A 22,957-nucleotide genomic window follows, 5' to 3' on the forward strand; every position below is an offset into this window, starting at 1 on the left:
CACGATAACAACGCACGATAACAACAGGAGGGAAACCTCCTGAAGACAGAGTCAACGAGGTGATTTATGCCAAAACATATCGTCAGCCTGACCGGACGGTTGCTAGGCGCTTTGCTGTATTATGCACCGGATGATGAACATAACGCGGCGTGGATTGAACGCCTGAGACATCAGGCGTGGCAGCAGGCATGGCCGTGTGGCGATCGGGCAGACATCGCCATTGCCGCCCGGCAAATTCAGCTTGGCTTGCAGCCGGGCTACGATGAAACGTTGTCGGTCGCCTGGCGGCGATTATTCAATAGTGGCGAGGGCGTGCCGGCGCCGCCCTGGGGGTCGGTATATCTTGACCGGCAAAATGTATTGTTTGGTGATTCGACATTGGCATTGCGGCGCTGGTTGCGGGAACTGGGGATTGAGCCGCGCTGCGATCGGCATGAACCGGAGGATCACATTGGTCTGATGCTGATGCTGGCGGCGTGGTGTGCGGAAAATCAGCCGGACAGCCTGTCGGAATTGCTTACCGAGCATTTGCTACCCTGGGCGATGCGCTACCTGGATTTGCTGGAGTGCCACTGTCGCCACCCGTTTTATCAGGGCGTGGCGCGGTTAACCCGTATCACGCTGCAGGACTGGCAGGCACGATTCCAGTTGCTCCAGATGGAAAAGGCACTGTTCTATTGAATGGCGTTTTTAGGGAATAGCGTTTTATTGAACAGTGCCTTATTGGCGGTTGTCTTATTAACCGGCTGTAATGCCGTAGGGCGGAAATCCTGGCGCGGGTTGCTGAGCGATATCGCTCGCCGCGCGTACCATGATGAATAGGGACTGTCATGGTGTGCACTGTTGTTAACCGTAGCGGGCGGCGCGCTGCCAGGCAGGCCGCGCCCGCATTGCTTCCAGTAGACGCCAGAGACCGGCGCGCGACGGGGTCAGCCAGCCACGCTGAGCGGCAATATCCAGCGGGAATCCCATCATGATGTCCGCCGCTGAAAACGCATCGCCTGCCAGCCAGCGAAATTTCCCGGCTTCCTGTTCCAGAAAATCATAATGCAGATTGAGCTGAGTAGTGACCATGCCGCGAATCGGCCAGCCAAATGGTCCCATCTTGTGAGCGACCAGTTTCAGCAGCATGGCCGACATCAGTGAACCTTCAGCGTAGTGCATCCAGTAGCGGTAACGCCAGATGTTTGGGCTGTCGCTCGATGGAGCCAACTGCGGGCCAAATGTGGCGACCAGATATTCCAGGATTAAACCGGTTTCCGCCAGCACCTGACCGTCGTGTTCAACCACTGGCGCTTTCCCCAGCGGATGAATATCACGCAAGGCATTCGGGGCGCGCATGGTGGCTTTATTGCGCTGATAATTGATCACCTCATAAGGGACATCCAGTTCTTCCAGTAGCCATAAAACCCGCTGTGAACGGGAGGTATTCAGATGATGAACACGAATCATGGGGCATCCTGTCGAGTGGGGGGGAGAAGTGCTGCGATTTCACATCGCAGGCCACGATGAAAGAGTCATAGGGCTAAAAACGAATAAGGATGAAAAGACCGGCGTTGAAAGTTCACCCTGGCCCGGTGGCGTCAGTTCAGCGGTCTGCGTATGGTGCAGACGTTGAGTTATTGTCGATGTAATGAGAACAGGGCCGCCGACATGCACATCATCAGTATGAACGACGGTGTTGCCATCTTCTTTCCGCCATGTTTTTGCCTTTTCCTGCCAGCTACGTCGGCAACCCGCTGTTTCCAACCGTGCGGTCGCTATGAAAAAGCGGGTTGGCGCAGTTTACTGATTTTCCGCCACCAGTTTTGCCAGATAGTCATGCCAGTCGTCAGGGCGACCCAGCCAGGGGGCAATATTCAGTGTGGTGAAGATATCGTCTACCGCGAAGACCAGCGTCGGGAAACCCGCACCGCCCGACTGGGTAAGCCATTGACGGCTCTCTTCGATATGCTTGCGGGTCGGCAAACCGCGCCAGTGAGTACAGGCGTTCTCGAAGTCGTCCAGCGACAGGCCGATTTCTACCGCCATTTTCATCAGTACCGGGGGATCGGAGATGCGCAGCCCCTCGACATAGTGGGCGCGTTGCAGGCGTTCAAGCAGGTCGAGCCCCCGGCCGCCCAGCTCTTCCGCCGCCAGAATAGCCGTCGTTGGCGGCTCAGAGTCGAGCGTTGCCGTCACGTCCCACAACAGGCCATTGAAATAGCCATCGCCGAACGGCTGACCGCTCATCTGTGCAATGCGGCGGTCATGGGGTTGAACATAATCCCGCCATTCCGGAGTAATACGACGTCGGTTCGGGCCGGTCATCATGCCGCCGGCATGCAGCACAACAGGCAACCCTTCGATTTTACGGGCTGCATGGATTAACGGCGCCGCGGCGTAACACCAACCGCACAGAGGGTCGAAGATGTAGTGTAGCCTGTTCATTCATACGCTCCGTATGTTGCCCGGTGTCCCGGGCACACCAGAAAAGGGAAAGAGACTGGTTATCGCGCCACGCGCCTTTCCGAGAGAGTGTGGGAATGGCAGCCCGTTATTATCGCCTGTGTGGCGCTCTGCCTTAATTATTGTCTATTTCCTGAGAGTTAGCAGGCGATGACATCATTTTCTGTATCCGTTCTGCGATCAGGGATCGCAAACCTGAAAGAAAAGTGACCCGTTCTGGCACCAGAGGCGATCCGCTGGCGGTCGCCTCTGGCGTTTAGCTGTCGGTTCTCAGGGCCACTGCATCTCGCCTTTGATGACCTTGGCACCCAGTTCCAGCGATGCGGGCTCGCCGAGGTCCGGGTAGGCGCGTTTCATCGCGTCGATCAGCGCCGTACTGTTGGCCGATGACGAGACGTTTTGCTCGAAGGTCTTCAGATACTGGCGGGTAAAGTCCACATTTTTCGGTGACCAGGGCGCGGAGCCGTCTTTGTTCGGCAGATAGTGACTTGGCACCACGGTGGTCGGTTTGAGTTTATCGATAGCATCCAGATCCGCAAGCCAGTGCTGACGTGAAGCAACCGTCTGCGTATCCGCTACCCACACATGGATATTCGCCGAGGTATGCACGCCGCCGACGACGGCTTTCAGCGAGGGAATCCAGACGAAGGTGCGATCCGGCGTCGCGCCTTTCAGACCAACGATGTCGATGTTGTTGCCTTCGAGTGTCAGGTGGTCAGTGTTCAGCGCTTGCGGCACCACCACCTGTTTCGGCGCGTTGTCTTTCAGAATCGGTCCCCAGTAAGCCACTTTTTTGTCTTTGGTGGCGTTGATGGCGGCGATGGTCTGCGGCGTAGCGACGATCTGCGCGTTAGGGAAGGCGGCTTTCAGCACATCCAGGCCGAAATAAAAATCCGGATCGTGATGGCTGATATAGATGGTTTTCAGGTTCTTTCCGGTGGCGCGGATTTTTTCCACCAGCTTTTCGGCATCGTTACGCTGGAACTGGGCATCGATCAGCAATGCATCGTGTTCGCCGGTAATGATTTCAGACGATACCGGGAAGACTGATTTTTCGCCGGGGTTGTAAACCTCCATCTTCAGCGCGGCGGAGGCGGAAAACGCCATAGAAGCGAAGAGGGTGGCGAGCAGGGTTTGTTTTAACACGGTAATACTCCTTCCTGAATAAGATGGCGTCATGGTAAATTTCATTTTCATCAAGAAAAACCCTTTCTGTCGAACAGCTTTGTTGCATAAAACGGACGAATGATGGATAGAATTACCGCTGCCCGGGTCTTTGTCGCCATAACCGAACAAGGCAGCCTGACGGGGGCGGCACAGGCGCTGGAGATGTCGCGTGCTATGGTGACGCGCTATCTGGCCGAGATGGAGCGCTGGGCTGAAGCCCGATTACTACATCGTAGCACCCGACAACTGAGTCTGACCGGTGAAGGCGAAACGGCATTGCGGCACTGTCGAGAATTGCTGGCGGTGTCGCAAAAACTGGAGATGCCTTCCCGCGGTAAGAAGGAGCCATCCGGGTTGATGCGAGTGACCTGCTCTCCGTCACTGGCGCAAACGACATTGGTGGCGGCGATCACCGTCTATTTGCGGCGTTATCCCAAGACCGCCATTGACCTGCAGGTGGCGAGTCATACCCTGAATCTGATCGAAGAGCGCATCGATCTGGCGATTCGCATTACCAACCAGCTGGACTCGGGGCTGATTGCTCGTCGGCTGGGGGGATGCCCGTCGGTAGTGTGCGCAGCGCCATCCTATCTGGCCGCGCATGGCACGCCGCAGCATGTGGAGGATCTGGCGGTGCATAACTGCCTGACCTATTCCTTCTTTGGTAAAAGCCTGTGGCGTTTTACCCGTAAAGGCGAAGCGGTGGCGATACCGGTCAGCGGCAGTTTCAGCGCCAATGACTCGCTGATGTTGCTGGAGGCGGCATTGAATGGCGCAGGCATCAGTCTGCAACCGGTTTATTCCGTCACGGACCTGATCGCCAGCAAGCGGCTTATCGCCCTGTTTCCCGAAGCGCAACCGCAGGAACTGGACATTTATGCGGCTTATCATTCCCGTGAACGTATGCCGTCCGCACTGCGAGCATTGGTGGATTTTCTGGCGGAATGGTTCGATAGCAACCTGGAGTGGAAGCGGGTTTCTCGCCGCTGAAACGAGCCTGTGCTGCCGAAATATCGACGGATGAGCAAATTGTGCGGCAGCGGATAACAAGGCGATTGACTTTGCCATTGCCAGTGGCATGATGCGCGCAAAATATCCTCTCTTTCCGGTTTGTCTTCCCATGTCAACCACCTATACGCGCCCGGTTTTACTGCTGATCTGCGGGCTGTTGCTGCTTACTGTTTGTCTGGCCGTTTTGAATACGCTGGTGCCGTTATGGCTCAATGCTCGCCAATTGCCGGTCTGGCAGGTTGGCGTGGTGGGCTCGGCCTATTTTAGCGGCAACCTGCTGGGAACGTTGGTGGCTGGCGGGTTGATTCGGATCTATGGCTTTAACCGCAGTTATTATCTGGCGACCCTAATGTTTGGGCTGGCAACCGCGGCGTTGGCACTGTCGCCGGATATCGGGAGCTGGATTTTGTGGCGCTTTGTCGCCGGGATCGCTTGCGCGTTGATTTGGGTGGTAGTGGAAAGCGCGCTGCTGTGCAGTGGTAATGCGCTCAATCGTGGGCAACTGTTGGCCGCTTACATGATGGCCTACTATCTGGGCAGCGTAGTGGGGCAGTTGCTGTTGGGGATGGTGCCAACCGCACTGTTCAGCATTCTGCCCTGGCTGGTGGCGTTGGCGCTGCTGGCGGTGCTGCCGCTATTGTTCGCCCGCATTCCGCCGCCGCAACCCGTGACCCAGCGTGTCAACGTTTGGCGCATGTTGCGTTATCGCACCGCTCGGTTGGGCATTCAGGGATGCGTGATTTCCGGGATCATTCTCGGTTCGTTGTATGGATTGATGCCGTTGTATCTGGCCCATCAGGGCATGAGCGACGCCAACGTCGGCTACTGGATGGCGTTATTGATCAGCGCCGGTATCCTCGGGCAATGGCCGGTCGGGCGAATGGCGGATCGTTATGGGCGATTGCTGGTGCTGCGGGTGCTGGTCTTCGCCGTCATTCTCGGCTCGCTGGCTATGCTGGTTCCGGGGCGATACGGCATGGCTCCGTCGCTGTTTCTGCTCGGCGCCGCTGGGTTTACGTTATATCCGGTGGCGATGTCGTGGGCTTGTGAAAAGGTGGCGCCCAGCGAGTTGGTAGCCATGAATCAGGCGTTGCTGCTCAGTTATACTATCGGCAGCCTGTGTGGCCCGAGCCTGGCGGCAATGCTGATGCAGACTTACTCCGACCAGTTACTGTTCGTACTGATTGCGGCGGTATCGCTGGGGTACCTGATCATTCTGCTGAAGAAAGCCGATCATCATCCCCGGCCGCTGGCAGTGTGAGCGATTTCAGAACCTACAGGATCATGACTGGCGACGACGGCCGTTCAGGGAAGGCTGCCCGGCTTCAATGATATTGTTCCACAGGACTTCGGCGACCGGGCTCAGTCGCTGTTTGGCATTGCGGACCAGATAAAAAATACTGCTGAGTTGCAGATTTTCCGGTGCGACTGCGGTCAGTTTTCCTTCCTGTACCCAACGCGAAGCGTAGTGGTCTGGCAGGAACCCCACATGGGTGCCGGCCAGAATCAGCAGCATGCAACTTTCCTCGCTACAGGCTATGTTCTGTTGTCCTTGTTTGGCCACTGGTCCCAGCTGTTTGCAGATTTCATTCATGGGGTAGCCGCCAACCAGCAGCCGTTTCGGGTTCAGGGTACCGTCTCGCCACTCTTGTTCGATGCGCTCGGCGTGTTCGGTCACGGCGTAAAATGAACTGTGCTCAATGAATGCGGGTTGGAAGAAGATATCCGGCGGCACATCGGCCGGTAGAGCGGTTAATACCACGTCCAGCTCGCTGCTGCGCAGTCGTTCCATCAATGTGTGGTGGTCGCTGATGCTCAGGTTCATCGATGCATCAGGACTTAGCTCGAACAGACGTTGAATCGCCAGTGAAACGGCTTGATCGGGATGCGAGACGATATTATCCAGACAACCAATTCGTACTTCGCCGATCAGTTCATGTTTGATACGGGCCAGGCGGTTGGCAAAGTCATCCAGCGTGGCAATCACCGAGCGTGCTTCCTGATAGACCACTTCGCCTTCGGTAGTCAGCGAGAAACCGCCGCGGCCGCGTTCACACAGAATTAGTCCCAGTGTGTCTTCTAGTCGGGAAAGGTAGTGACTGAGTACCGGCTGGCTCAGCCCGGTGGCGTCCTGAGCATTGGTGATGCCTTTTTTCTCAACAATTTTGCAAAATAGTTTCAGCCAGCGAATTTCCAGTTTGTCGAGCCGCATAAATGTGCCCCTGAACACATAGCCATTTTAAATGTTAGCATTGAAATAAATCGGTTTTATTCAATGTACTTTCCCTTTATGGTACGCGCAAACTGCTCGATTTGGGCGGTTTTCACACCGCAATAATGTGGTTTATGCACGACACCAGGGCTCTTTTTCAGTATGTCGCATTAGGGCGGGCATACCGTTATCTGCCATATAATATCCATGATCATCTATTTTTTTGCCGTAAGTTTGCTTCTGATTGTTGCGGGAAGGAAAAAACACAGCAAAACAAGGTCATTCATTCCACGCGGACAATGAACATAACACGCTGCCTCTCAAACGACGTGGAACCCCGATATACTATCTCGCTGATTGTGGCGCATGGTAAGCATGGATAGCCCAGAAGGGCGGTTCAGTCACGTGTTATCGCCGGTATTTGGCTGCGGGTGGCAGGGCGTTGATTATCAACGTCAGCCGATTTTGGTCTACGACTGATGTTAACGCTGGCTAAATGGGATGGTTTTGGTGGAGAGGCGTATTCGGTGTTGAACCACCGGCGCCATTCTCCACCTGGGACGGAGGGTTAGTACACCACTTTGTGGCCGTAACTGGTCAGAATAGACTTGATGCGGTCCATGGTATCCGCTTTGGGCGGCTTGACGCCATCCAGCTTGTATTCTTCGCCCATGGCCGTCCACTTGTGTTTGCCCAGCTCGTGGTAAGGCAACAGTTCGATCTTCTCAATGTTGTGCATGTCTTTGGTGAACTCACCCAACTGATGAGCGGAAGCGTCGTCATCGCTCCAGCCGGGGACCACCACATAGCGAATCCAGGTGCGTTGGTTACGTTTGGCGAGATAACGGGCAAAATCCAGCGTACGGTGGTTGGATACCCCCACCAGATTTTGATGCACCTCATCGTTGAGTTGCTTGAGATCGAGCATGACCAAATCCGTCACGTCCAGCAGTTCGTCAATAACCGGGTCGTAACGGCGGACAAAGCCGTTGGTGTCCAGACAGGTATTAATGCCTTGTTCGTGGCAGGCCCGGAACCAGTCACGGACGAATTCTGCCTGCAGAATGGCCTCGCCGCCGGATGCCGTCACGCCGCCGCCGGACGCATTCATAAAATGGCGATAAGTCACCACTTCCTTCATCAACTCTTCCACGGTCACTTCCTTGCCGCCATGAGTATCCCAGGTATCGCGGTTGTGGCAGTAGAGGCAACGCATCAGGCAACCCTGAAAAAAAGTGATGAAGCGAATACCGGGACCGTCTACGGTGCCGCAGGATTCGAAAGAGTGAATGCGACCAATAACTGACATGCAAGGTTTCTCCAGGTTGGGCCGAGAAATAGCGGCCTTCGATGAGCACAGTAACAAGACTGCGGCGCGGACGGCCACAGCATTCGTTCTGCGTCGAATCTGTTTTGTCAGCCAGCCGGAAAAGTAGCTGGCTGACAAAACAAGTTCTGGTTTTTTCGGTGGGAGTGGTGAAAAATTTCTGGAAGAAATTTTAACGCCGTTTGCGGCAATCCACAGGGAGAACGGACAAGACACCCGCTATAAAAAGGCCCCACCGATGTGGAGCCTTTAGTTTACGCTTTTTCAGACAGACATGTAATTACATGGACTGAGTGAAAGTACGGGTAATGACGTCTTGCTGCTGTTCTTTGGTCAGCGAGTTGAAGCGAACGGCATAACCAGATACGCGGATGGTCAACTGCGGATATTTTTCCGGGTTTTCCATTGCGTCCAGCAGCATTTCACGGTTCATCACGTTAACGTTCAGGTGCTGGCCACCTTCGATGCTGGTTTCGTGATGGAAGTAACCGTCCATCAGGCCTGCCAGGTTGGTTTTACGCACGTCGTCGTCTTTACCCAGCGCGTTCGGCACGATAGAGAAGGTATAAGAGATACCATCTTTCGCGTAGGCGAACGGCAGTTTAGCTACGGAGGTCAGAGAGGCGACGGCACCTTTCTGGTCACGGCCGTGCATCGGGTTGGCACCCGGTCCGAACGGCGCGCCAGCGCGACGACCATCCGGGGTGTTACCCGTTTTCTTACCGTATACCACGTTGGAGGTGATGGTCAGTACGGACTGAGTCGGGGTAGCGCCACGGTAGGTATTCAGTTTCTGAATTTTCTTCATGAAACGTTCAACCAGATCACAAGCCAGGTCGTCAACACGCGGGTCGTTGTTACCGAACTGCGGGTATTCGCCTTCGATGTCGAAGTCGACAGCCAGACCGTTTTCGTCACGAACCGGTTTAACTTTCGCGTACTTGATAGCAGACAGGGAGTCAGCAGCAACGGACAGACCCGCGATACCACAAGCCATGGTGCGGAACACGTCACGGTCATGCAGAGCCATCAGCGATGCTTCATAGCTGTACTTGTCGTGCATGTAGTGAATGATGTTCAGTGCGGTGACGTACTGCTTAGCCAGCCAATCCATGAAGTGATCCATACGATCCATGACTTCGTCAAAGTTCAGCACATCGCCTTTGATCGGTTCGGATTTCGGACCTACCTGCATTTTCAGTTTTTCGTCCACGCCGCCGTTGATAGCGTACAGCATGGTTTTCGCCAGGTTAGCGCGGGCGCCGAAGAACTGCATTTGTTTACCCACTACCATCGGGCTTACACAACAAGCGATCGCGTAATCGTCGTTATTGAAGTCCGGACGCATCAGGTCATCGTTCTCGTACTGCAGAGAAGAGGTATCGATAGACACTTTAGCGGCGAATTTCTTGAAGTTCAGCGGCAGTTTTTCAGACCACAGGATGGTCATGTTCGGTTCCGGAGACGGCCCCATGGTGTACAGGGTGTTCAGGAAACGGAAGCTGTTTTTAGTGACCAGCGTGCGGCCATCCAGACCCATACCGGCCAGAGACTCAGTTGCCCAGATCGGGTCGCCGGAGAACAGTTCATCGTATTCCGGGGTACGCAGGAAGCGCACCATACGCAGTTTCATCACCAGGTGGTCGATCAGTTCCTGAGCGTCCTGTTCGGTGATTTTGCCCGCTTTCATGTCACGTTCAATGAAGATATCCAGGAAGGTGGAGACACGACCGAAGGACATGGCGGCGCCGTTCTGAGATTTCACCGCAGCCAGATAGCCGAAGTAAGTCCATTGAACCGCTTCTTTGGCATTGGTTGCCGGGCCGGAGATATCGCAGCCATACTTCGCTGCCATCTCTTTGATCTGCGACAGAGCATGGTGCTGGTCAGCGATTTCTTCACGCAGGCGGATAGTCGCTTCCAGATCTTCGCCGTTTTCCAGTTTGGTCTGCAGGGAAGTGAACTGGGCGAATTTGTCCGCCATCAGGTAGTCGATACCGTACAGAGCAACACGACGATAGTCGCCGATGATACGGCCACGGCCGTAAGCGTCCGGCAGACCGGTCAGTACGCCAGATTTACGGCAGCGCAGGATATCCGGGGTATAAACATCGAATACGCCCTGGTTGTGGGTTTTACGGTATTCGGTGAAGATTTTTTTCAGTTGCGGATCCAGTTCACGGCCGTAAACCTTACAGGAGCCTTCAACCATTTTGATACCGCCGAACGGAATCAGCGCGCGTTTCAATGGCTCATCAGTTTGCAGACCGACGATTTGTTCCAGTTTCTGGTCGATATAACCGGCATCATGAGAGGTAATGGTGGCAGCTACATTGGTATCGAAGTCAACCGGCGCGTGAGTGCGGTTTTCCTGTTTGATGCCTTCCATAACGGCATCCCACAATTTAGTGGTTGCCGGGGTAGCGCCAGCCAGGAATGATTCATCACCTTCATACGGCGCGTAGTTTTTCTGAATGAAGTCACGTACGTTGACGCCATTCTGCCATTCGCCTTTGCTAAAACCTTCCCAAGCCTGGGCGAGTTTCTGATTAAGTTCGGTCATATTACACCTACCTTTGATTTGGATTTTTATAACCCGACGTTGCGGCCGACAGCAGCTTAGTGCTGATCTCCACCGCGCAAATAGATGACCCAGTAAGTCAACCCTACCAGCAATCCACCGCCAATGATGTTGCCGATCGTGACAGGAATCAGGTTATCGACAATAAAGTTGCTGACGGTCAAGTGCTCAAACTGGCCCGGCGTCATGCTGATGGCGTGCCAGAATGCATCTGGAGCGAAGTTCTTAATCACAATCCCCATCGGGATCATGAACATGTTGGCGATGCTATGTTCAAAGCCGCTGGCAACGAACATGGCGACCGGCAGGATCATGGCCAGCATCTTGTCGGTCAGGGTATGACCAGAGTAGCTCATCCACACCGCCAGACAAACCATCAGGTTCGCCAGAATACCAAGGCACAGCGCTTCAACGAATGAATGCTCCAGTTTATGGCTGGCGGTCTGCAATACATTCAGCCCCCAGGCGCCATTCGCTACCATGAATTCGCCGGAAAACCAGATCAGGGCCACGAAGAACAAGGCGCCAACCAGGTTGCCGACATAAACGTTGAGCCAGTTCATCCCCAACTGCTTCCAGGTGATGCGGCCGCTGGCCTTGGCAATCACGGTAAGCACGGTAGAGGTAAACAGGTCTGCGCCGCAGACTACCACCAGCATCAACCCCATAGAGAAGCAGATGCCTCCTACCAGTTTAGCCATACCATACGGCATGGATGAAGAACCAGTAGTGGCGGTGATGTAAAAAACGAACGCTATTGAGATGAATACACCGGCGGTAATCGCCAGAAAAAACGCAGTAAGCGGTTGTTTCGTTGCTTTATAGACACCGGCATCTTCAGCGACTTTCGCCATCGCCGGCGGTAATAACAGGGTGAAGGGGTTGTCAGCTTTCACACTAACTCTCTCTTAAAGTTTATCTACGGTGAGATACTAACAAAGGGTTATTCGTCATAATTTGACGTGGATCATACCGCTGGAATTTATTAGGCTGATCAGGAGCGGCTTTATAGGGTGTTTTCCACTTAATGTATTGATTTTTATTAAAAAAATATTTTTTAAAAATTATAAAAACAGTTGAATTAAGGGCTGTGCTTACCTATTTAGCGTTAAATAAAATAAGTTTTTGTAGTGATTCTACACCTGAGTTTTATATTATTTAATTTGTTATTTACCATTCGATAACAATAATGCGCTTATTAAAAATAAATATTCCGCAGCGAGGCAATATACCCATATAAAAAATAAGGGAATAAGCGAGGCTTAAAATAACAGCAGTCGTGTTGCCCGCTGGTGATACTGTAAAAAAGATATATACGGAAATGCAGCCGTTGCCTGTGGTGAAGACCTGACCGGATGACGGAAGGTCACCCGGTCAGCTACAGGACCGGCTTATTTTACCTGCCAGTGCTGGCGCTTAGCGCGTTGCAATTTTTCGTAAGCAGCCAGCAACGACTGGTGAGCCGGCAGCGCTTTCAGGTCAGCATCGACGGTGAACAGGCCATAGAAGCACTGCTCGCCGGTAATGGCGGCGCTTGCGGCGTCGACGGCGTCCTGCCCGTACATGCGCACGAACGCATCGTAGTACTGGGCGGGGTCGCGTTCAGGTTCCATTGCCAGTTGCAGCAGCGTTTGCAGGCAGCGGTAGTAATTACTGCGCGCCGGGGCGAAGACGGATTGGTTGAAATCCAGCGACCATTCCGCCCAGCTCAACGCCTGCTCCAGGTCGCCGCCGGCCAGAGCCAGCATGGATTTCAGTTCGCCAATGCGGAGTGTGAACCAGCCATTGTCTTTGCCGGTCGCTATCCCTAACAGCTCGCGTACGCGGGTGAAATCATCCAGCCCTTCATCGTCCAGTTGCTGCAGCAGAGCCAGATAATCCGCTTTTTCCCATTGGCTGTCCGGCAAGGACAGCAGGGTTTCGCGCAGATGCGCGCCCATGCTGTTGTTCGCCAGCAACAAGTCTTCCGCCGGATAGATGTCCGACATGCCCGGTACCAGAATGCGGCAGGCGTATACCGACAGGTGTTCGTAATCCGCGATATACACTTCCTTGTCTTCTTTATTGAAGATCGCCATCAGCGTTGCGAATTCCTGCTCGGTGGTGCCGCTGAAGTTCCAGTCGGCGAATGCATAGTCTGCCTGGGTTTTAAACAGATCCCAGGAAATCAGGCCGCTGGAATCGATAAAGTGAGTTTCCAGGTTGGTATGCTCCGCAACTTCTTCATCATCGAACGTTGGCGGCGTAAACACGTCCAGATCTTTCAGCCCGCGGCCTTGCAGCAATTCGGTGACGGTACGCTCCAGCGCCACGCCGAAATCCGGATGTGCGCCAAACGAAGCAAAGCAGGTGCCGTTGGCCGGGTTGAACAGTACCACGCAGATCACCGGGTACTGACCGCCGAGAGAAGCGTCATAGGCGAAAATCGGGAAGCCTTCCTGCTCAAGTGTGGCAATGGCTTCCACCACGCCCGGATAACGCGACAGCACCTCGGCCGGAATCGCCGGCAGGCTGATGGCTTCGGCGATAATACGATTCTTCACATAGCGTTCGAATACTTCAGACAACCCCTGCACCCGTGCTTCATTACGGGTATTGCCTGCGGACATACCGTTCGACACATACAGGTTGCCGACGATGTTCATCGGGATATAAACCGTCTGCTGGTCGGACTGACGGGTAAACGGCAGGGCGCAGATGCCGCGGTTGTGGTTGCCTGATTGCAGGTCCACCAGGTCGCTGGCGATCAACTGCTGTTCCGGGTCATAAAAGGCGTGCAGGCGCGCATCCAGAATGCCTTCCGGCAGGCTGTCGTCTTCGGGCAGCGGGAACCACTTCTCGTCAGGGTAATGCACAAAGTCGCTTTCGGCGATCTGCTGACCCAGATAGAAATCGGCAAAAAAGTAGTTGGTGGACAGACGTTCGAAGTACTCGCCCAGTGCGGAAGCCAGTGCGGCTTTTTGGGTTGCGCCCTTGCCGTTGGTGAAGCATAGCGCGCAGTCGCGGTCACGAATATGTACCGACCAGACGTTGGGCACCGGATTCAGCCATGAGGCTTCTTCGATGTTGAACCCCAGGTTGAGGAGCTGCTGTTGAAAACGGGCGATGGAATCTTCCAGGGCGGCGTCTTTGCCTGGGATAAACGTTTGGGTCATGGTTCGAACCTGAATGTGTTATGAGGAGGCTGCATCATACGTGGTTTTGTGTGCTGACTCTATCCTGCATGTTGCGTATTGCGCGGCGTGTTCCGGCGATGATGTAACAGATGTATCGTCGGGGACGATAACAGGCGAACGAGCGCGCAAGTTTTCCGACATCAGGGGCAATAAGCATTGCAGGCAGGAAAAACGAGTGATAAAACCGATAGCAGGGTAAACTGATGCGACTTAGACAGGTCGCTATTTATAGTGATAGGTGGTGAGGGGAAATGACTCAGGTTTTTAATTTTAGTGCCGGTCCGGCCATGTTACCGGTAGAAGTGTTGCGTCGTGCAGAACAGGAACTGTGCAACTGGCATGGGCTGGGTACATCGGTGATGGAAATCAGCCACCGCAGTAAAGAATTCATGCAAGTGGCCAGCGAGTCTGAACAGGATTTGCGTGATTTGCTAAAAATCCCCTCGAATTACAAAGTGTTGTTCTGTCATGGCGGTGCTCGTGCGCAATTTGCGGCGGTTCCGCTCAACCTGCTGGGCGATAACACCAAAGCCGACTATATTGATGGCGGTTACTGGGCGCACAGCGCGGTCAAGGAAGCTGAAAAATACCTCACCCCGAATGTGATTGACGTGAAAACCCGCGTTGACGGTTTGCGCGGCGTGAAACCGATGAGTGAATGGGCGCTGTCGGATGACGCCGCTTATGTTCATTATTGCCCGAATGAAACCATTGACGGTCTGGCGATCGAAGAAACGCCGGATTTCGGCGACAAAATCGTGGTGGCGGATTACTCCTCCAGCATCCTTTCTCGCCCGCTGGATGTCAGTCGCTATGGCGTGATTTACGCTGGCGCGCAGAAAAACGTAGGGCCTGCCGGCCTGACGCTGGTGATTGTGCGTGAAGACCTGCTCGGCAAGGCGCGTCGTGAACTTCCGTCGATTCTGGATTACAAAATCCTGGCTGATAACGATTCCATGTTCAACACGCCGCCGACGTTTGCCTGGTATCTGTCCGGTATGGTGTTCAAATGGCTGAAAGAGCAGGGCGGCCTGCTGGAGATGGAAAAGCGTAATCAAGCTAAGGCCGAATTGCTGTATGCCGCGATTGACGGCAGCGATTTCTATCGTAACGACGTTGTGCTGGGCAGCCGTTCCCGTATGAACGTGCCGTTCCAACTGGCAGATGCCGCATTGGACCCGGTGTTCCTGCAGGAAGCTCAGGCTGCCGGTCTGCATGCGCTGAAAGGCCACCGTGTCGTCGGCGGCATGCGTGCGTCCATCTACAACGCCATGCCGTTGGCGGGTGTAAAAGCGCTCACGGAATTCATGGTCGACTTTGAGCGTCGCCACGGCTGATAAATATATGCCCTAAATAATTCGAGTTGAAGTATGACGGGTATAGCGCGACAACGTGCTGCTTTTGATTTTAAACCCCGGTATCTGGCCGGGGTTTTTGTGTTAACTCTTGGAGAACATGTTTCACATGCAGGAATCCCTGACCCTACAACCGATTTCATTGATTAACGGCACGATCAATCTGCCGGGTTCCAAAAGCGTTTCTAACCGTGCGTTGCTGTTGGCGGCATTAGCCAAAGGCACGACTCGCCTGACCAACCTGCTGGACAGCGACGATGTCCGTCATATGCTTAATGCGCTGAGTGCATTGGGCGTTGAATACCACCTGTCGGGCAGTCGCACAGAGTGCGAAATCGTCGGAGTAGGCGGCGCACTGATGGCGTCTGCGCCGCTGGAACTGTTTTTAGGGAATGCCGGGACGGCAATGCGTCCGCTGGCCGCCGCACTGTGTCTGACTGATGCCGATATCGTGCTGACCGGTGAACCTCGCATGAAAGAACGTCCGATTGGTCATCTGGTGGATGCGTTGCGGCAGGGGGGCGCGCGTATTGACTATCTGGAGCAGGAAAATTATCCGCCGTTGCGCCTGCAAGGGGGCTTCAAAGGCGGCGACATCAGTGTCGACGGTTCGGTATCCAGCCAGTTTCTCACTGCGCTGTTAATGACAGCGCCATTAGCTGCGCAGGATACGCGCATCAGTATTAAAGGCGACCTGGTCTCCAAACCTTATATTGATATCACCCTGCACATGATGGAGACCTTCGGCATCACGGTGATCAATAACGATTACCAGACTTTCGTGGTAGCCGGTAATCAGCATTACCAGTCGCCTGGACACTATCTGGTGGAAGGCGATGCATCGTCCGCCTCTTATTTCCTGGCGGCAGCGGCTATTCGCGGGGGAACGGTACGTGTGACCGGCGTCGGCCGTCATAGCGTGCAGGGCGATATCCGTTTTGCAGATGTGCTGGAGAAAATGGGCGCGGAGATCCACTGGGGAGACGACTATATCGAATGTCAGCGCGGTAATCTCCACGCCATCGATATGGATATGAACCATATCCCCGATGCGGCAATGACCATCGCCACTACCGCGCTGTTTGCCGAAGGCGGGACGACGACGCTGCGTAATATCTACAACTGGCGCGTAAAAGAAACCGATCGTCTGACGGCTATGGCGACGGAGCTGCGCAAGGTCGGCGCCGAGGTGGAAGAAGGGCATGACTACATCCGCATTACACCGCCAGCGCAGCTGAAAGCAGCTGAAATCGGCACTTATAATGACCACCGTATGGCGATGTGCTTTTCGCTGGTGGCGTTGTCCGACACACCGGTGACCATTCTCGACCCTAAATGCACCGCCAAAACGTTCCCGGATTACTTCCAGCAACTGGAGCGCCTGAGCCAGCACGACTGATGTTTCTGACGCACAGGTCCGCGATATGGCCCTGTGCGTCAACATTTAGCGTTATACTCTGGGTATCACAATATTTTCCCGATCTTCTGCAGTAATAAGTCTTTAATTTCACGCTTGCTGCCACAGCAGGGTATAATGACTTATTGTATTGTCTACAATGACATGCGATTTCCCTGTTTTGTAAGGAGTAAGAGATGGCGGTGACTGCACCGGTAATTACGGTTGACGGGCCAAGTGGTGCGGGCAAGGGAACCCTGTGCAAGGCGCTGGCTAACGCGCTGCAGTGGAATCTGCTGGATTCGGGCGCGATTTATCGTGTGCTGGCGTTGGCAGCCCTGCATCATCAGGTGGACATTGCCTCCGAGGAGGCGCTGGTGCCGATAGCGTCGCATCTGGATGTGCGGTTTGTGCCGGAAAACGGGCAACTGAAAGTTATCCTGGAAGGCGAAGATGTCAGCAATGAGATTCGCAGCCAGGAAGTGAGCAATACGGCGTCTCAGGCCGCCGTATTCCCGCGGGTACGCGAAGCGTTGTTGCGTCGTCAGCGCGCATTTCGCGAAATACCGGGGCTGATTGCCGACGGTCGCGACATGGGAACGGTGGTGTTCCCTGATGCGCCAGTGAAGATTTTTCTGGATGCCAGTGCGGAAGAACGCGCCAAACGTCGCATGCTCCAGTTGCAGGCAAAGGGCTTTAATGTTAACTTTGAACGTCTTTTGTCCGAGATTAAAGAGCGTGACGAGCGCGACCGTAATCGACCGGTTGCGCCGTTGGTGCCGGCACCGGATGCACTGGTGTTGGATTCCACGCATATGACGCTGGATGAAGTGGTCGGGCTGGCATTGGCGCATGTGCGCCAGATATTGCCTCAATTGGCCTGATATTATTTTTTACCTCGCCGCAAGGATGTGGCGGGGATGTGAAACAACCCCATCGAGCAGGAAGCCAGATGGACGTTAAATTTAAAAACCCAAAGATTATCAACATGACTGAATCTTTTGCTCAACTCTTTGAAGAATCCCTGAAAGAAATTGAAACCCGTCCGGGTTCCATCGTTCGCGGCGTTGTGGTTGCTATTGACAAGGACGTTGTCCTGGTTGATGCCGGCCTGAAATCTGAATCTGCCATTCCGGTAGAGCAGTTCAAAAACGCCCAGGGTGAAATTGAAATCCAGATTGGTGATGAAGTAGACGTAGCTCTGGACGCGGTAGAAGACGGCTTCGGCGAAACTCTGCTGTCCCGTGAAAAAGCTAAACGTCACGAAGCATGGCTGATGCTGGAAAAAGCTTACGAAGAATCTGCCACTGTTACCGGTGTTATCAACGGTAAAGTGAAAGGCGGTTTCACCGTTGAGCTGAACGGTATCCGTGCGTTCCTGCCGGGTTCTCTGGTTGATGTCCGTCCGGTACGTGACACCCTGCATCTGGAAGGCAAAGAGCTTGAGTTCAAAGTGATCAAGCTGGACCAGAAACGCAACAACGTTGTTGTTTCCCGTCGTGCCGTTATCGAATCCGAAAACAGCGCCGAGCGCGATCAGCTGCTGGAAAACCTGCAGGAAGGCATGGAAGTCAAAGGTATCGTCAAGAACCTCACTGACTACGGTGCATTCGTTGACCTGGGCGGCGTTGACGGCCTGCTGCACATCACCGACATGGCCTGGAAACGCGTTAAGCATCCGAGCGAAATCGTCAATGTGGGCGACGAAATCACTGTTAAAGTGCTGAAGTTCGACCGCGAGCGTACCCGTGTCTCCCTGGGCCTGAAACAGCTGGGCGAAGATCCGTGGGTTGCTATCGCTAAACGCTATCCGGAAGGCACCAAGCTGACTGGTCGCGTAACCAACCTGACTGATTACGGCTGCTTCGTAGAAATCGAAGAAGGCGTTGAAGGTCTGGTACACGTATCTGAAATGGACTGGACCAACAAAAACATCCATCCGTCCAAAGTGGTTAACGTGGGCGACGTGGTGGAAGTTATGGTTCTGGACATCGACGAAGAACGTCGTCGTATCTCCCTGGGCCTGAAACAGTGCAAAGCCAACCCGTGGCAGCAGTTCGCTGAAACCCACAACAAGGGTGACCGCGTAGAAGGCAAAATCAAGTCCATCACTGACTTTGGTATCTTCATCGGTCTGGATGGCGGCATCGATGGTCTGGTGCACCTGTCTGACATCTCCTGGAACGTAGCTGGCGAAGAAGCCGTTCGCGAATACAAGAAAGGCGACGAAATCGCTGCTGTGGTTCTGCAGGTTGATGCCGAGCGTGAGCGTATCTCCCTGGGCGTGAAACAACTGGCTGAAGACCCGTTCAACAACTACCTGTCTGTTAACAAGAAAGGTGCAATTGTTACAGGTAAAGTCACCGCTGTTGACGCCAAAGGTGCTACAGTTGAATTAGCCGACGGTGTTGAAGGTTACCTGCGCGCTTCTGAAGCCTCTCGTGACCGCATCGAAGACGCAACCCTGGTTCTGAGCGTGGGTGATGAGATCGAAGCCAAATACACTGGCGTTGATCGCAAAAACCGCGTTGTCAGCCTGTCCATCCGTGCCAAGGATGAAGCTGACGAGAAAGATGCTATCGCTTCTGTTAACAACAAACAGGAAGAAGGCAACTTCTCTAACGCCATGGCGGAAGCTTTCAAAGCTGCAAAAGGCGAGTAATGACGGTGGGTTGGGCGGCGATGCTTGCCGCCCGGCCTCAAACGGTAGTAAGTTAACGTGGCAGTAATTGACCACATGCTTGGAGGAATCATGACCAAGTCTGAACTTATCGAAAGACTTGCTGGACAGCAATCTCATATCCCGGCCAAGGTGGTTGAGGATGCGGTAAAAGAGATGCTGGAACAGATGGCCACAACATTGGCCAGCGGTGATCGCATCGAAATCCGCGGGTTTGGCAGTTTTTCACTCCACTACCGTGCACCGCGTGTGGGCCGTAATCCGAAAACTGGCGAGAAAGTGGAACTGGAAGGTAAATACGTTCCTCATTTCAAACCGGGTAAAGAATTACGCGATCGCGCCAACATTTATGGCTGATTAACCAGCCATACGCCTGTTTCATAGATAGCACCCAGCCGGGTGCTATTTTTTTGTCACAACAAGGCGTTGTTGAACATTTTCCCCTCTGTTTCCTGCCTGAAATACTCTTCATTGATGCGCTTTTTTTGCCCGGTCCACATGTTTTTCTGATGCAGAAATACTGCCTAGCCCTTAGATTCATGACTAATTTCCTGAAAATGCCATGACTGTGGCAATACATAAAAAATGGTAATTTAACTATTAAGCCGATATAGGCACGGTATGTTTCAAAGAACGACTGACTCCATAAAAAATTATTAAATATCAATAACAATTTTCGATAGAAGTCATGAGTTGATTTCCAAACTTGAAGAATTCTGCATTGTAGACCAGCTTTATATTGGTTTTTCTAAATAATTCATTGTTGGAAGGAAATTTTATGACGCACGCATGCAATCATTCTGACAGTATTACCTGTTCCTGTTGTAGCCCATTATGGAAGTCTTTCATCCCGGATATTATTATCAACATCTCCAATGATATCAATAAGGTAAAAACAGAAACACGTATCTTCCGTATTACAACGGACGCTAATGGCGCCGCTGGGGGAACCATCCTGACGCTGGAGAATGGTCAGAGCGTATCAGTTGAGTCGATGGGGATTCAGGACGGCATCATTGTTGCCACCGGGTCATATGATTATGTCAAAACGCAGATGCCGCCCGGTACGGAGGAACGCGTACTGTCGGGCAGCCAAACGCTCATTCCCGGTTTGATTGAACCCCATGTGCATATCATTCCTACTGCGGTTCTGAATCTGGCAACGGATGTTGGCCCATTTATTGGACAGAATTTGCGCTCTCAGGTGGCTCAGAAACCAGAAGATCAATACACCAGGCAATGGGTGACATCACAGTTGAAGCGTGTCATGAAAAGTGGTCCGTATATGGGGGGATGGGTGATTGGTCATAACGTCGATCCCTCCCTTTTCCTTGGCGATGATAAGGCGTTCAATGCCACTATCCTCGATCAGGAAATAGGGACGGATAAGCCGGTTTTTATCATGAATGCGTCGATGCATCTTGCCTATATTAACAACCATGCGATCACTGTCGTTCAGCAGTACTATAAAGACAAAGGCCAGCCGATCACCATCAGTCCCGATGGTATTCTGGCTGAAATAGAAGGTATTGCCCCCGTTATCGCTGTTATTACCAGCAGCCAGAATCCGTTAACCTTCCCATTCCAGTTAAACCAAGCCATTGACAATTTATTTGTGCAAGCCAGTCAGCGGGGCGTGACTTATTTATTTGATGCGGGGATTGAGCCCTGGGATGGAAAATCTCTGCTCAACCAGCCGTTGTTGTTGAAGTTAAAAGCGCGTGCCAGCCGTTGCCCCACCAGAGTTGGCGGGGCGCTGGTAGTGACAAGCCCGGATGATTTTAAAAACAAAATAAATAATCGATACCTCCCAAATACAGGTGATAGTCGCTTTAACCTGCCATGTATTAAGGTTGTTTCCGATGGGTCGAATCAGGGATTGACGGGATACCAACTACAGCCGTATTGCTGCGATAATAATTATGAAAAAAACGCATCAGAGCAGAATATTGGGGTCTTCAACTTTGATTACCCAACGGTATTTAATCATTTGGTGAGAGAAGCGGTGCAATATAACTGGCCGTTAATGATTCATGCCAATGGCGGGCAGGCGATTGACCGTACCCTGCTGGCCTTCAAGCAGGCGGGAGTGACACAGAGCACATATAACGAGCGGCGAGATCGCATGGAACATGCCTCGCTGCTTTCCGATCAGAATCTTGATGATATGAAAGCGCTAGGTATTTCTCCCAGTTTTTTGATCGGTCATGTAGGGTATTGGGGATGGGTATTTCAGCAGACCATTCTTGGCGAACAGCGTGCCAGCTTGCTTGACCGCTGCCAATCCGCGTTAAAACAAGGCATGAGAATTACCCTGCATAGCGATAACAGCGTGACGCCGCTGGGGCCTCTGCGCATGATGGAGCAGGCGATTTCCCGTGTGATGGAAGGAGCGCCGGCTAGTGGTGAGTCGCCTGTGCTGAATGAGCAGGAGTCCATTTCCCGGTTCGACGCGCTAAAAGCCATGACTTATGATGCCGCCTGGCAATGTCATGCTGAGCAATGGGTTGGGTCACTGACCGCCGGAAAATGCGCTGATTTTGTCATTCTGGCCGATTCCCCCATCACTTATCATAGCGCCGATAAAAATAACCCTGTGGCGGGTATGCGCGATATTCCCGTCCTGGAAACCTGGAAAGGCGGCTGGCAGACGTATCCAAAATCAGCGTCATAAATCCAGACCGTTGCACATCAGCTACAGGTCATTCCTGTAGCTGAATACGTAATTATTGATGCCGTTTACGCTCTGAGGATAAATACCGCAGCGTTTCTTTGGCAGTGAACCGACGACACACTGGTTCGGGATTATTTCGCCAGAAGCACGTAGGCGAGAATGGGTTCTATTTTTTGAGGAGAGCGCAGCCAGGTGTTGAAAACGTTACCTAGGCCCTTTTGCTTATATTCGGCATCGCAACTGCCCGATGTTCCTTTTACCCCGAGCCCAAAGGTGCCGCCGCCTTCCGCTTTGATTTGGCAGTGATGCTTACTGTTGAATTCACTGTAAAGCCAGCCTGGTTCTATCGTACTGAATTGAATCATGACACCGGGTTTTTCGATGGTCAGATATTGAGCTGCGTAAGTATATTCCGGTGTAATGCCGCAAAAGCTGTCCTGTTGCACGCAGGGTAGGGTGGTATATTTATTGGCGTCGAAAGTTTTGTATTCGGCAAATTGCATACCTCGATACCAGTACATCGCTTTGGCCGCATTCTCATCGGTAGCGCGGACTTTGGGATTAACAAGGATAAGCTTGTTTGGCGTTTCAGTTTGAATCTGTAGGCCGCCATTCTGGTACATGCTCAGTACCCGCGTATTATCCAGTCCGTTCTTTTTGATCAGGCTTTCCACTTTTGCGTCCGCCGCTGATGCACCCTGGCTAATCAGGGACGCCAGCACAGCACCTAACATTGTGAGTTTGTAGTCTCGTATTTTTTGTTGCATATCGTTTTCCTTGCTGGGTGAAATGGCCGCATCCTGCGATGCATTTCCGTCTCACAGGAGTGGGCCAGGTTGACTGCGGTAGCGAAACTCTGCTGCGTCCGCAGCTGCTGTAAGCGAATAAAGTTTAATCAACGCGATACACGCAGACGCGGTTAAACCGGCC

At 53.1% G+C, this 22,957-nt stretch carries 18 protein-coding genes; 9 read left to right on the forward strand and 9 right to left on the reverse strand.

Going from position 1 to position 22,957, the window contains the following annotated elements; all coding sequences use genetic code 11:
* Window positions 1–66: 66 nt before the first annotated feature.
* A complete protein-coding gene (gene dmsD, locus DXX3274_RS09980) occupies window positions 67–681 on the forward strand; it encodes a Tat proofreading chaperone DmsD (RefSeq protein WP_042859657.1) in 615 nt (204 codons plus the stop codon).
* 165 nt (window positions 682–846) lie between these two features.
* Here the strand turns inward: dmsD and DXX3274_RS09985 are convergent, their stop codons facing one another.
* The 3 genes from DXX3274_RS09985 to DXX3274_RS09995 all read right to left on the reverse strand — a co-directional run bounded on the left by DXX3274_RS09985 (window position 847) and on the right by DXX3274_RS09995 (window position 3,594).
* Entirely contained in the window at window positions 847–1,452 is a 606-nt protein-coding gene (locus DXX3274_RS09985; protein ID WP_042859659.1) for a glutathione S-transferase family protein, read from the reverse strand.
* Between the two features lie 333 nt (window positions 1,453–1,785).
* The gene (locus DXX3274_RS09990; RefSeq protein WP_038918863.1) at window positions 1,786–2,430 is read right to left on the reverse strand and encodes a DsbA family protein; all 645 of its coding nucleotides are present in this window, start codon (window positions 2,428–2,430) and stop codon (window positions 1,786–1,788) included.
* Window positions 2,431–2,718: 288 nt separating this feature from the next.
* Complete coding sequence (locus DXX3274_RS09995; protein WP_042859661.1) at window positions 2,719–3,594, reverse strand: MBL fold metallo-hydrolase; 876 nt, start codon at window positions 3,592–3,594, stop codon at window positions 2,719–2,721.
* Between the two features lie 102 nt (window positions 3,595–3,696).
* On the opposite strand from DXX3274_RS09995, the gene DXX3274_RS10000 reads away from it, so the two are divergent.
* The gene (locus tag DXX3274_RS10000) at window positions 3,697–4,605 is read left to right on the forward strand and encodes a LysR family transcriptional regulator (RefSeq protein WP_042862020.1); all 909 of its coding nucleotides are present in this window, start codon (window positions 3,697–3,699) and stop codon (window positions 4,603–4,605) included.
* Between the two features lie 130 nt (window positions 4,606–4,735).
* Complete coding sequence (locus DXX3274_RS10005; protein ID WP_042859662.1) at window positions 4,736–5,887, forward strand: MFS transporter; 1,152 nt, start codon at window positions 4,736–4,738, stop codon at window positions 5,885–5,887.
* A gap of 21 nt (window positions 5,888–5,908) precedes the next feature.
* Here the strand turns inward: DXX3274_RS10005 and DXX3274_RS10010 are convergent, their stop codons facing one another.
* The 5 genes from DXX3274_RS10010 to ycaO form a co-directional block, all read right to left on the reverse strand.
* Window positions 5,909–6,838 carry a LysR family transcriptional regulator gene (locus DXX3274_RS10010; RefSeq protein WP_042859664.1) on the reverse strand — a complete coding sequence of 310 codons (930 nt, stop codon included), beginning with the start codon at window positions 6,836–6,838 and terminating at the stop codon, window positions 5,909–5,911.
* 568 nt (window positions 6,839–7,406) lie between these two features.
* Window positions 7,407–8,147 (reverse strand): pyruvate formate lyase 1-activating protein, encoded by a 741-nt coding sequence (gene pflA / locus DXX3274_RS10015; RefSeq protein ID WP_013317715.1) that lies wholly within the window; start codon window positions 8,145–8,147, stop codon window positions 7,407–7,409.
* A 298-nt stretch (window positions 8,148–8,445) separates the two neighbouring features.
* Window positions 8,446–10,728 (reverse strand): formate C-acetyltransferase, encoded by a 2,283-nt coding sequence (gene pflB, locus DXX3274_RS10020; RefSeq protein WP_042859666.1) that lies wholly within the window; start codon window positions 10,726–10,728, stop codon window positions 8,446–8,448.
* A gap of 56 nt (window positions 10,729–10,784) precedes the next feature.
* Window positions 10,785–11,642, reverse strand: coding sequence for a formate transporter FocA (focA, locus tag DXX3274_RS10025; protein ID WP_042859668.1), 858 nt, complete (start codon window positions 11,640–11,642; stop codon window positions 10,785–10,787).
* Window positions 11,643–12,137: 495 nt separating this feature from the next.
* The gene (gene ycaO / locus DXX3274_RS10030; protein WP_042859670.1) at window positions 12,138–13,901 is read right to left on the reverse strand and encodes a 30S ribosomal protein S12 methylthiotransferase accessory factor YcaO; all 1,764 of its coding nucleotides are present in this window, start codon (window positions 13,899–13,901) and stop codon (window positions 12,138–12,140) included.
* Window positions 13,902–14,173: 272 nt separating this feature from the next.
* On the opposite strand from ycaO, the gene serC reads away from it, so the two are divergent.
* The 6 genes from serC (at window position 14,174) to DXX3274_RS10060 (ending at window position 22,027) form a co-directional block, all read left to right on the forward strand.
* Complete coding sequence (gene serC / locus DXX3274_RS10035) at window positions 14,174–15,259, forward strand: 3-phosphoserine/phosphohydroxythreonine transaminase (RefSeq protein WP_042859672.1); 1,086 nt, start codon at window positions 14,174–14,176, stop codon at window positions 15,257–15,259.
* Window positions 15,260–15,386: 127 nt separating this feature from the next.
* The gene (aroA, locus tag DXX3274_RS10040) at window positions 15,387–16,676 is read left to right on the forward strand and encodes a 3-phosphoshikimate 1-carboxyvinyltransferase (RefSeq protein ID WP_042862021.1); all 1,290 of its coding nucleotides are present in this window, start codon (window positions 15,387–15,389) and stop codon (window positions 16,674–16,676) included.
* Between the two features lie 194 nt (window positions 16,677–16,870).
* Window positions 16,871–17,557 carry a (d)CMP kinase gene (gene cmk / locus DXX3274_RS10045; RefSeq protein ID WP_042859673.1) on the forward strand — a complete coding sequence of 229 codons (687 nt, stop codon included), beginning with the start codon at window positions 16,871–16,873 and terminating at the stop codon, window positions 17,555–17,557.
* 68 nt (window positions 17,558–17,625) lie between these two features.
* The gene (gene rpsA / locus DXX3274_RS10050) at window positions 17,626–19,335 is read left to right on the forward strand and encodes a 30S ribosomal protein S1 (RefSeq protein ID WP_071603939.1); all 1,710 of its coding nucleotides are present in this window, start codon (window positions 17,626–17,628) and stop codon (window positions 19,333–19,335) included.
* 90 nt (window positions 19,336–19,425) lie between these two features.
* Window positions 19,426–19,710, forward strand: coding sequence for an integration host factor subunit beta (gene ihfB, locus DXX3274_RS10055; protein WP_012884945.1), 285 nt, complete (start codon window positions 19,426–19,428; stop codon window positions 19,708–19,710).
* Window positions 19,711–20,131: 421 nt separating this feature from the next.
* The gene (locus DXX3274_RS10060; protein ID WP_042859674.1) at window positions 20,132–22,027 is read left to right on the forward strand and encodes an amidohydrolase; all 1,896 of its coding nucleotides are present in this window, start codon (window positions 20,132–20,134) and stop codon (window positions 22,025–22,027) included.
* A gap of 131 nt (window positions 22,028–22,158) precedes the next feature.
* Here the strand turns inward: DXX3274_RS10060 and DXX3274_RS10065 are convergent, their stop codons facing one another.
* A complete protein-coding gene (locus DXX3274_RS10065; protein ID WP_050569854.1) occupies window positions 22,159–22,794 on the reverse strand; it encodes a hypothetical protein in 636 nt (211 codons plus the stop codon).
* Window positions 22,795–22,957: the final 163 nt, after the last annotated feature.

It is taken from the genome of Dickeya sp. NCPPB 3274 (assembly GCF_000406205.1).
Classification (GTDB): Bacteria; Pseudomonadota; Gammaproteobacteria; order Enterobacterales; family Enterobacteriaceae; genus Dickeya; species Dickeya fangzhongdai.

Coding starts and splice junctions, on each gene's coding strand:
- DXX3274_RS10005 (WP_042859662.1), top strand. CDS start 4,736: ATGTCAACCACCTATACGCGCCCGGTTTTACTGCTGATCTGCGGGCTG.
- serC (WP_042859672.1), top strand. CDS start 14,174: ATGACTCAGGTTTTTAATTTTAGTGCCGGTCCGGCCATGTTACCGGTA.
- ycaO (WP_042859670.1), bottom strand. CDS start 13,901: ATGACCCAAACGTTTATCCCAGGCAAAGACGCCGCCCTGGAAGATTCC.
- DXX3274_RS09985 (WP_042859659.1), bottom strand. CDS start 1,452: ATGATTCGTGTTCATCATCTGAATACCTCCCGTTCACAGCGGGTTTTA.
- DXX3274_RS10010 (WP_042859664.1), bottom strand. CDS start 6,838: ATGCGGCTCGACAAACTGGAAATTCGCTGGCTGAAACTATTTTGCAAA.
- rpsA (WP_071603939.1), top strand. CDS start 17,626: ATGGACGTTAAATTTAAAAACCCAAAGATTATCAACATGACTGAATCT.
- pflB (WP_042859666.1), bottom strand. CDS start 10,728: ATGACCGAACTTAATCAGAAACTCGCCCAGGCTTGGGAAGGTTTTAGC.
- DXX3274_RS10000 (WP_042862020.1), top strand. CDS start 3,697: ATGGATAGAATTACCGCTGCCCGGGTCTTTGTCGCCATAACCGAACAA.
- pflA (WP_013317715.1), bottom strand. CDS start 8,147: ATGTCAGTTATTGGTCGCATTCACTCTTTCGAATCCTGCGGCACCGTA.
- dmsD (WP_042859657.1), top strand. CDS start 67: ATGCCAAAACATATCGTCAGCCTGACCGGACGGTTGCTAGGCGCTTTG.
- ihfB (WP_012884945.1), top strand. CDS start 19,426: ATGACCAAGTCTGAACTTATCGAAAGACTTGCTGGACAGCAATCTCAT.
- DXX3274_RS10060 (WP_042859674.1), top strand. CDS start 20,132: ATGACGCACGCATGCAATCATTCTGACAGTATTACCTGTTCCTGTTGT.
- aroA (WP_042862021.1), top strand. CDS start 15,387: ATGCAGGAATCCCTGACCCTACAACCGATTTCATTGATTAACGGCACG.
- DXX3274_RS09990 (WP_038918863.1), bottom strand. CDS start 2,430: ATGAACAGGCTACACTACATCTTCGACCCTCTGTGCGGTTGGTGTTAC.
- DXX3274_RS10065 (WP_050569854.1), bottom strand. CDS start 22,794: ATGCAACAAAAAATACGAGACTACAAACTCACAATGTTAGGTGCTGTG.
- cmk (WP_042859673.1), top strand. CDS start 16,871: ATGGCGGTGACTGCACCGGTAATTACGGTTGACGGGCCAAGTGGTGCG.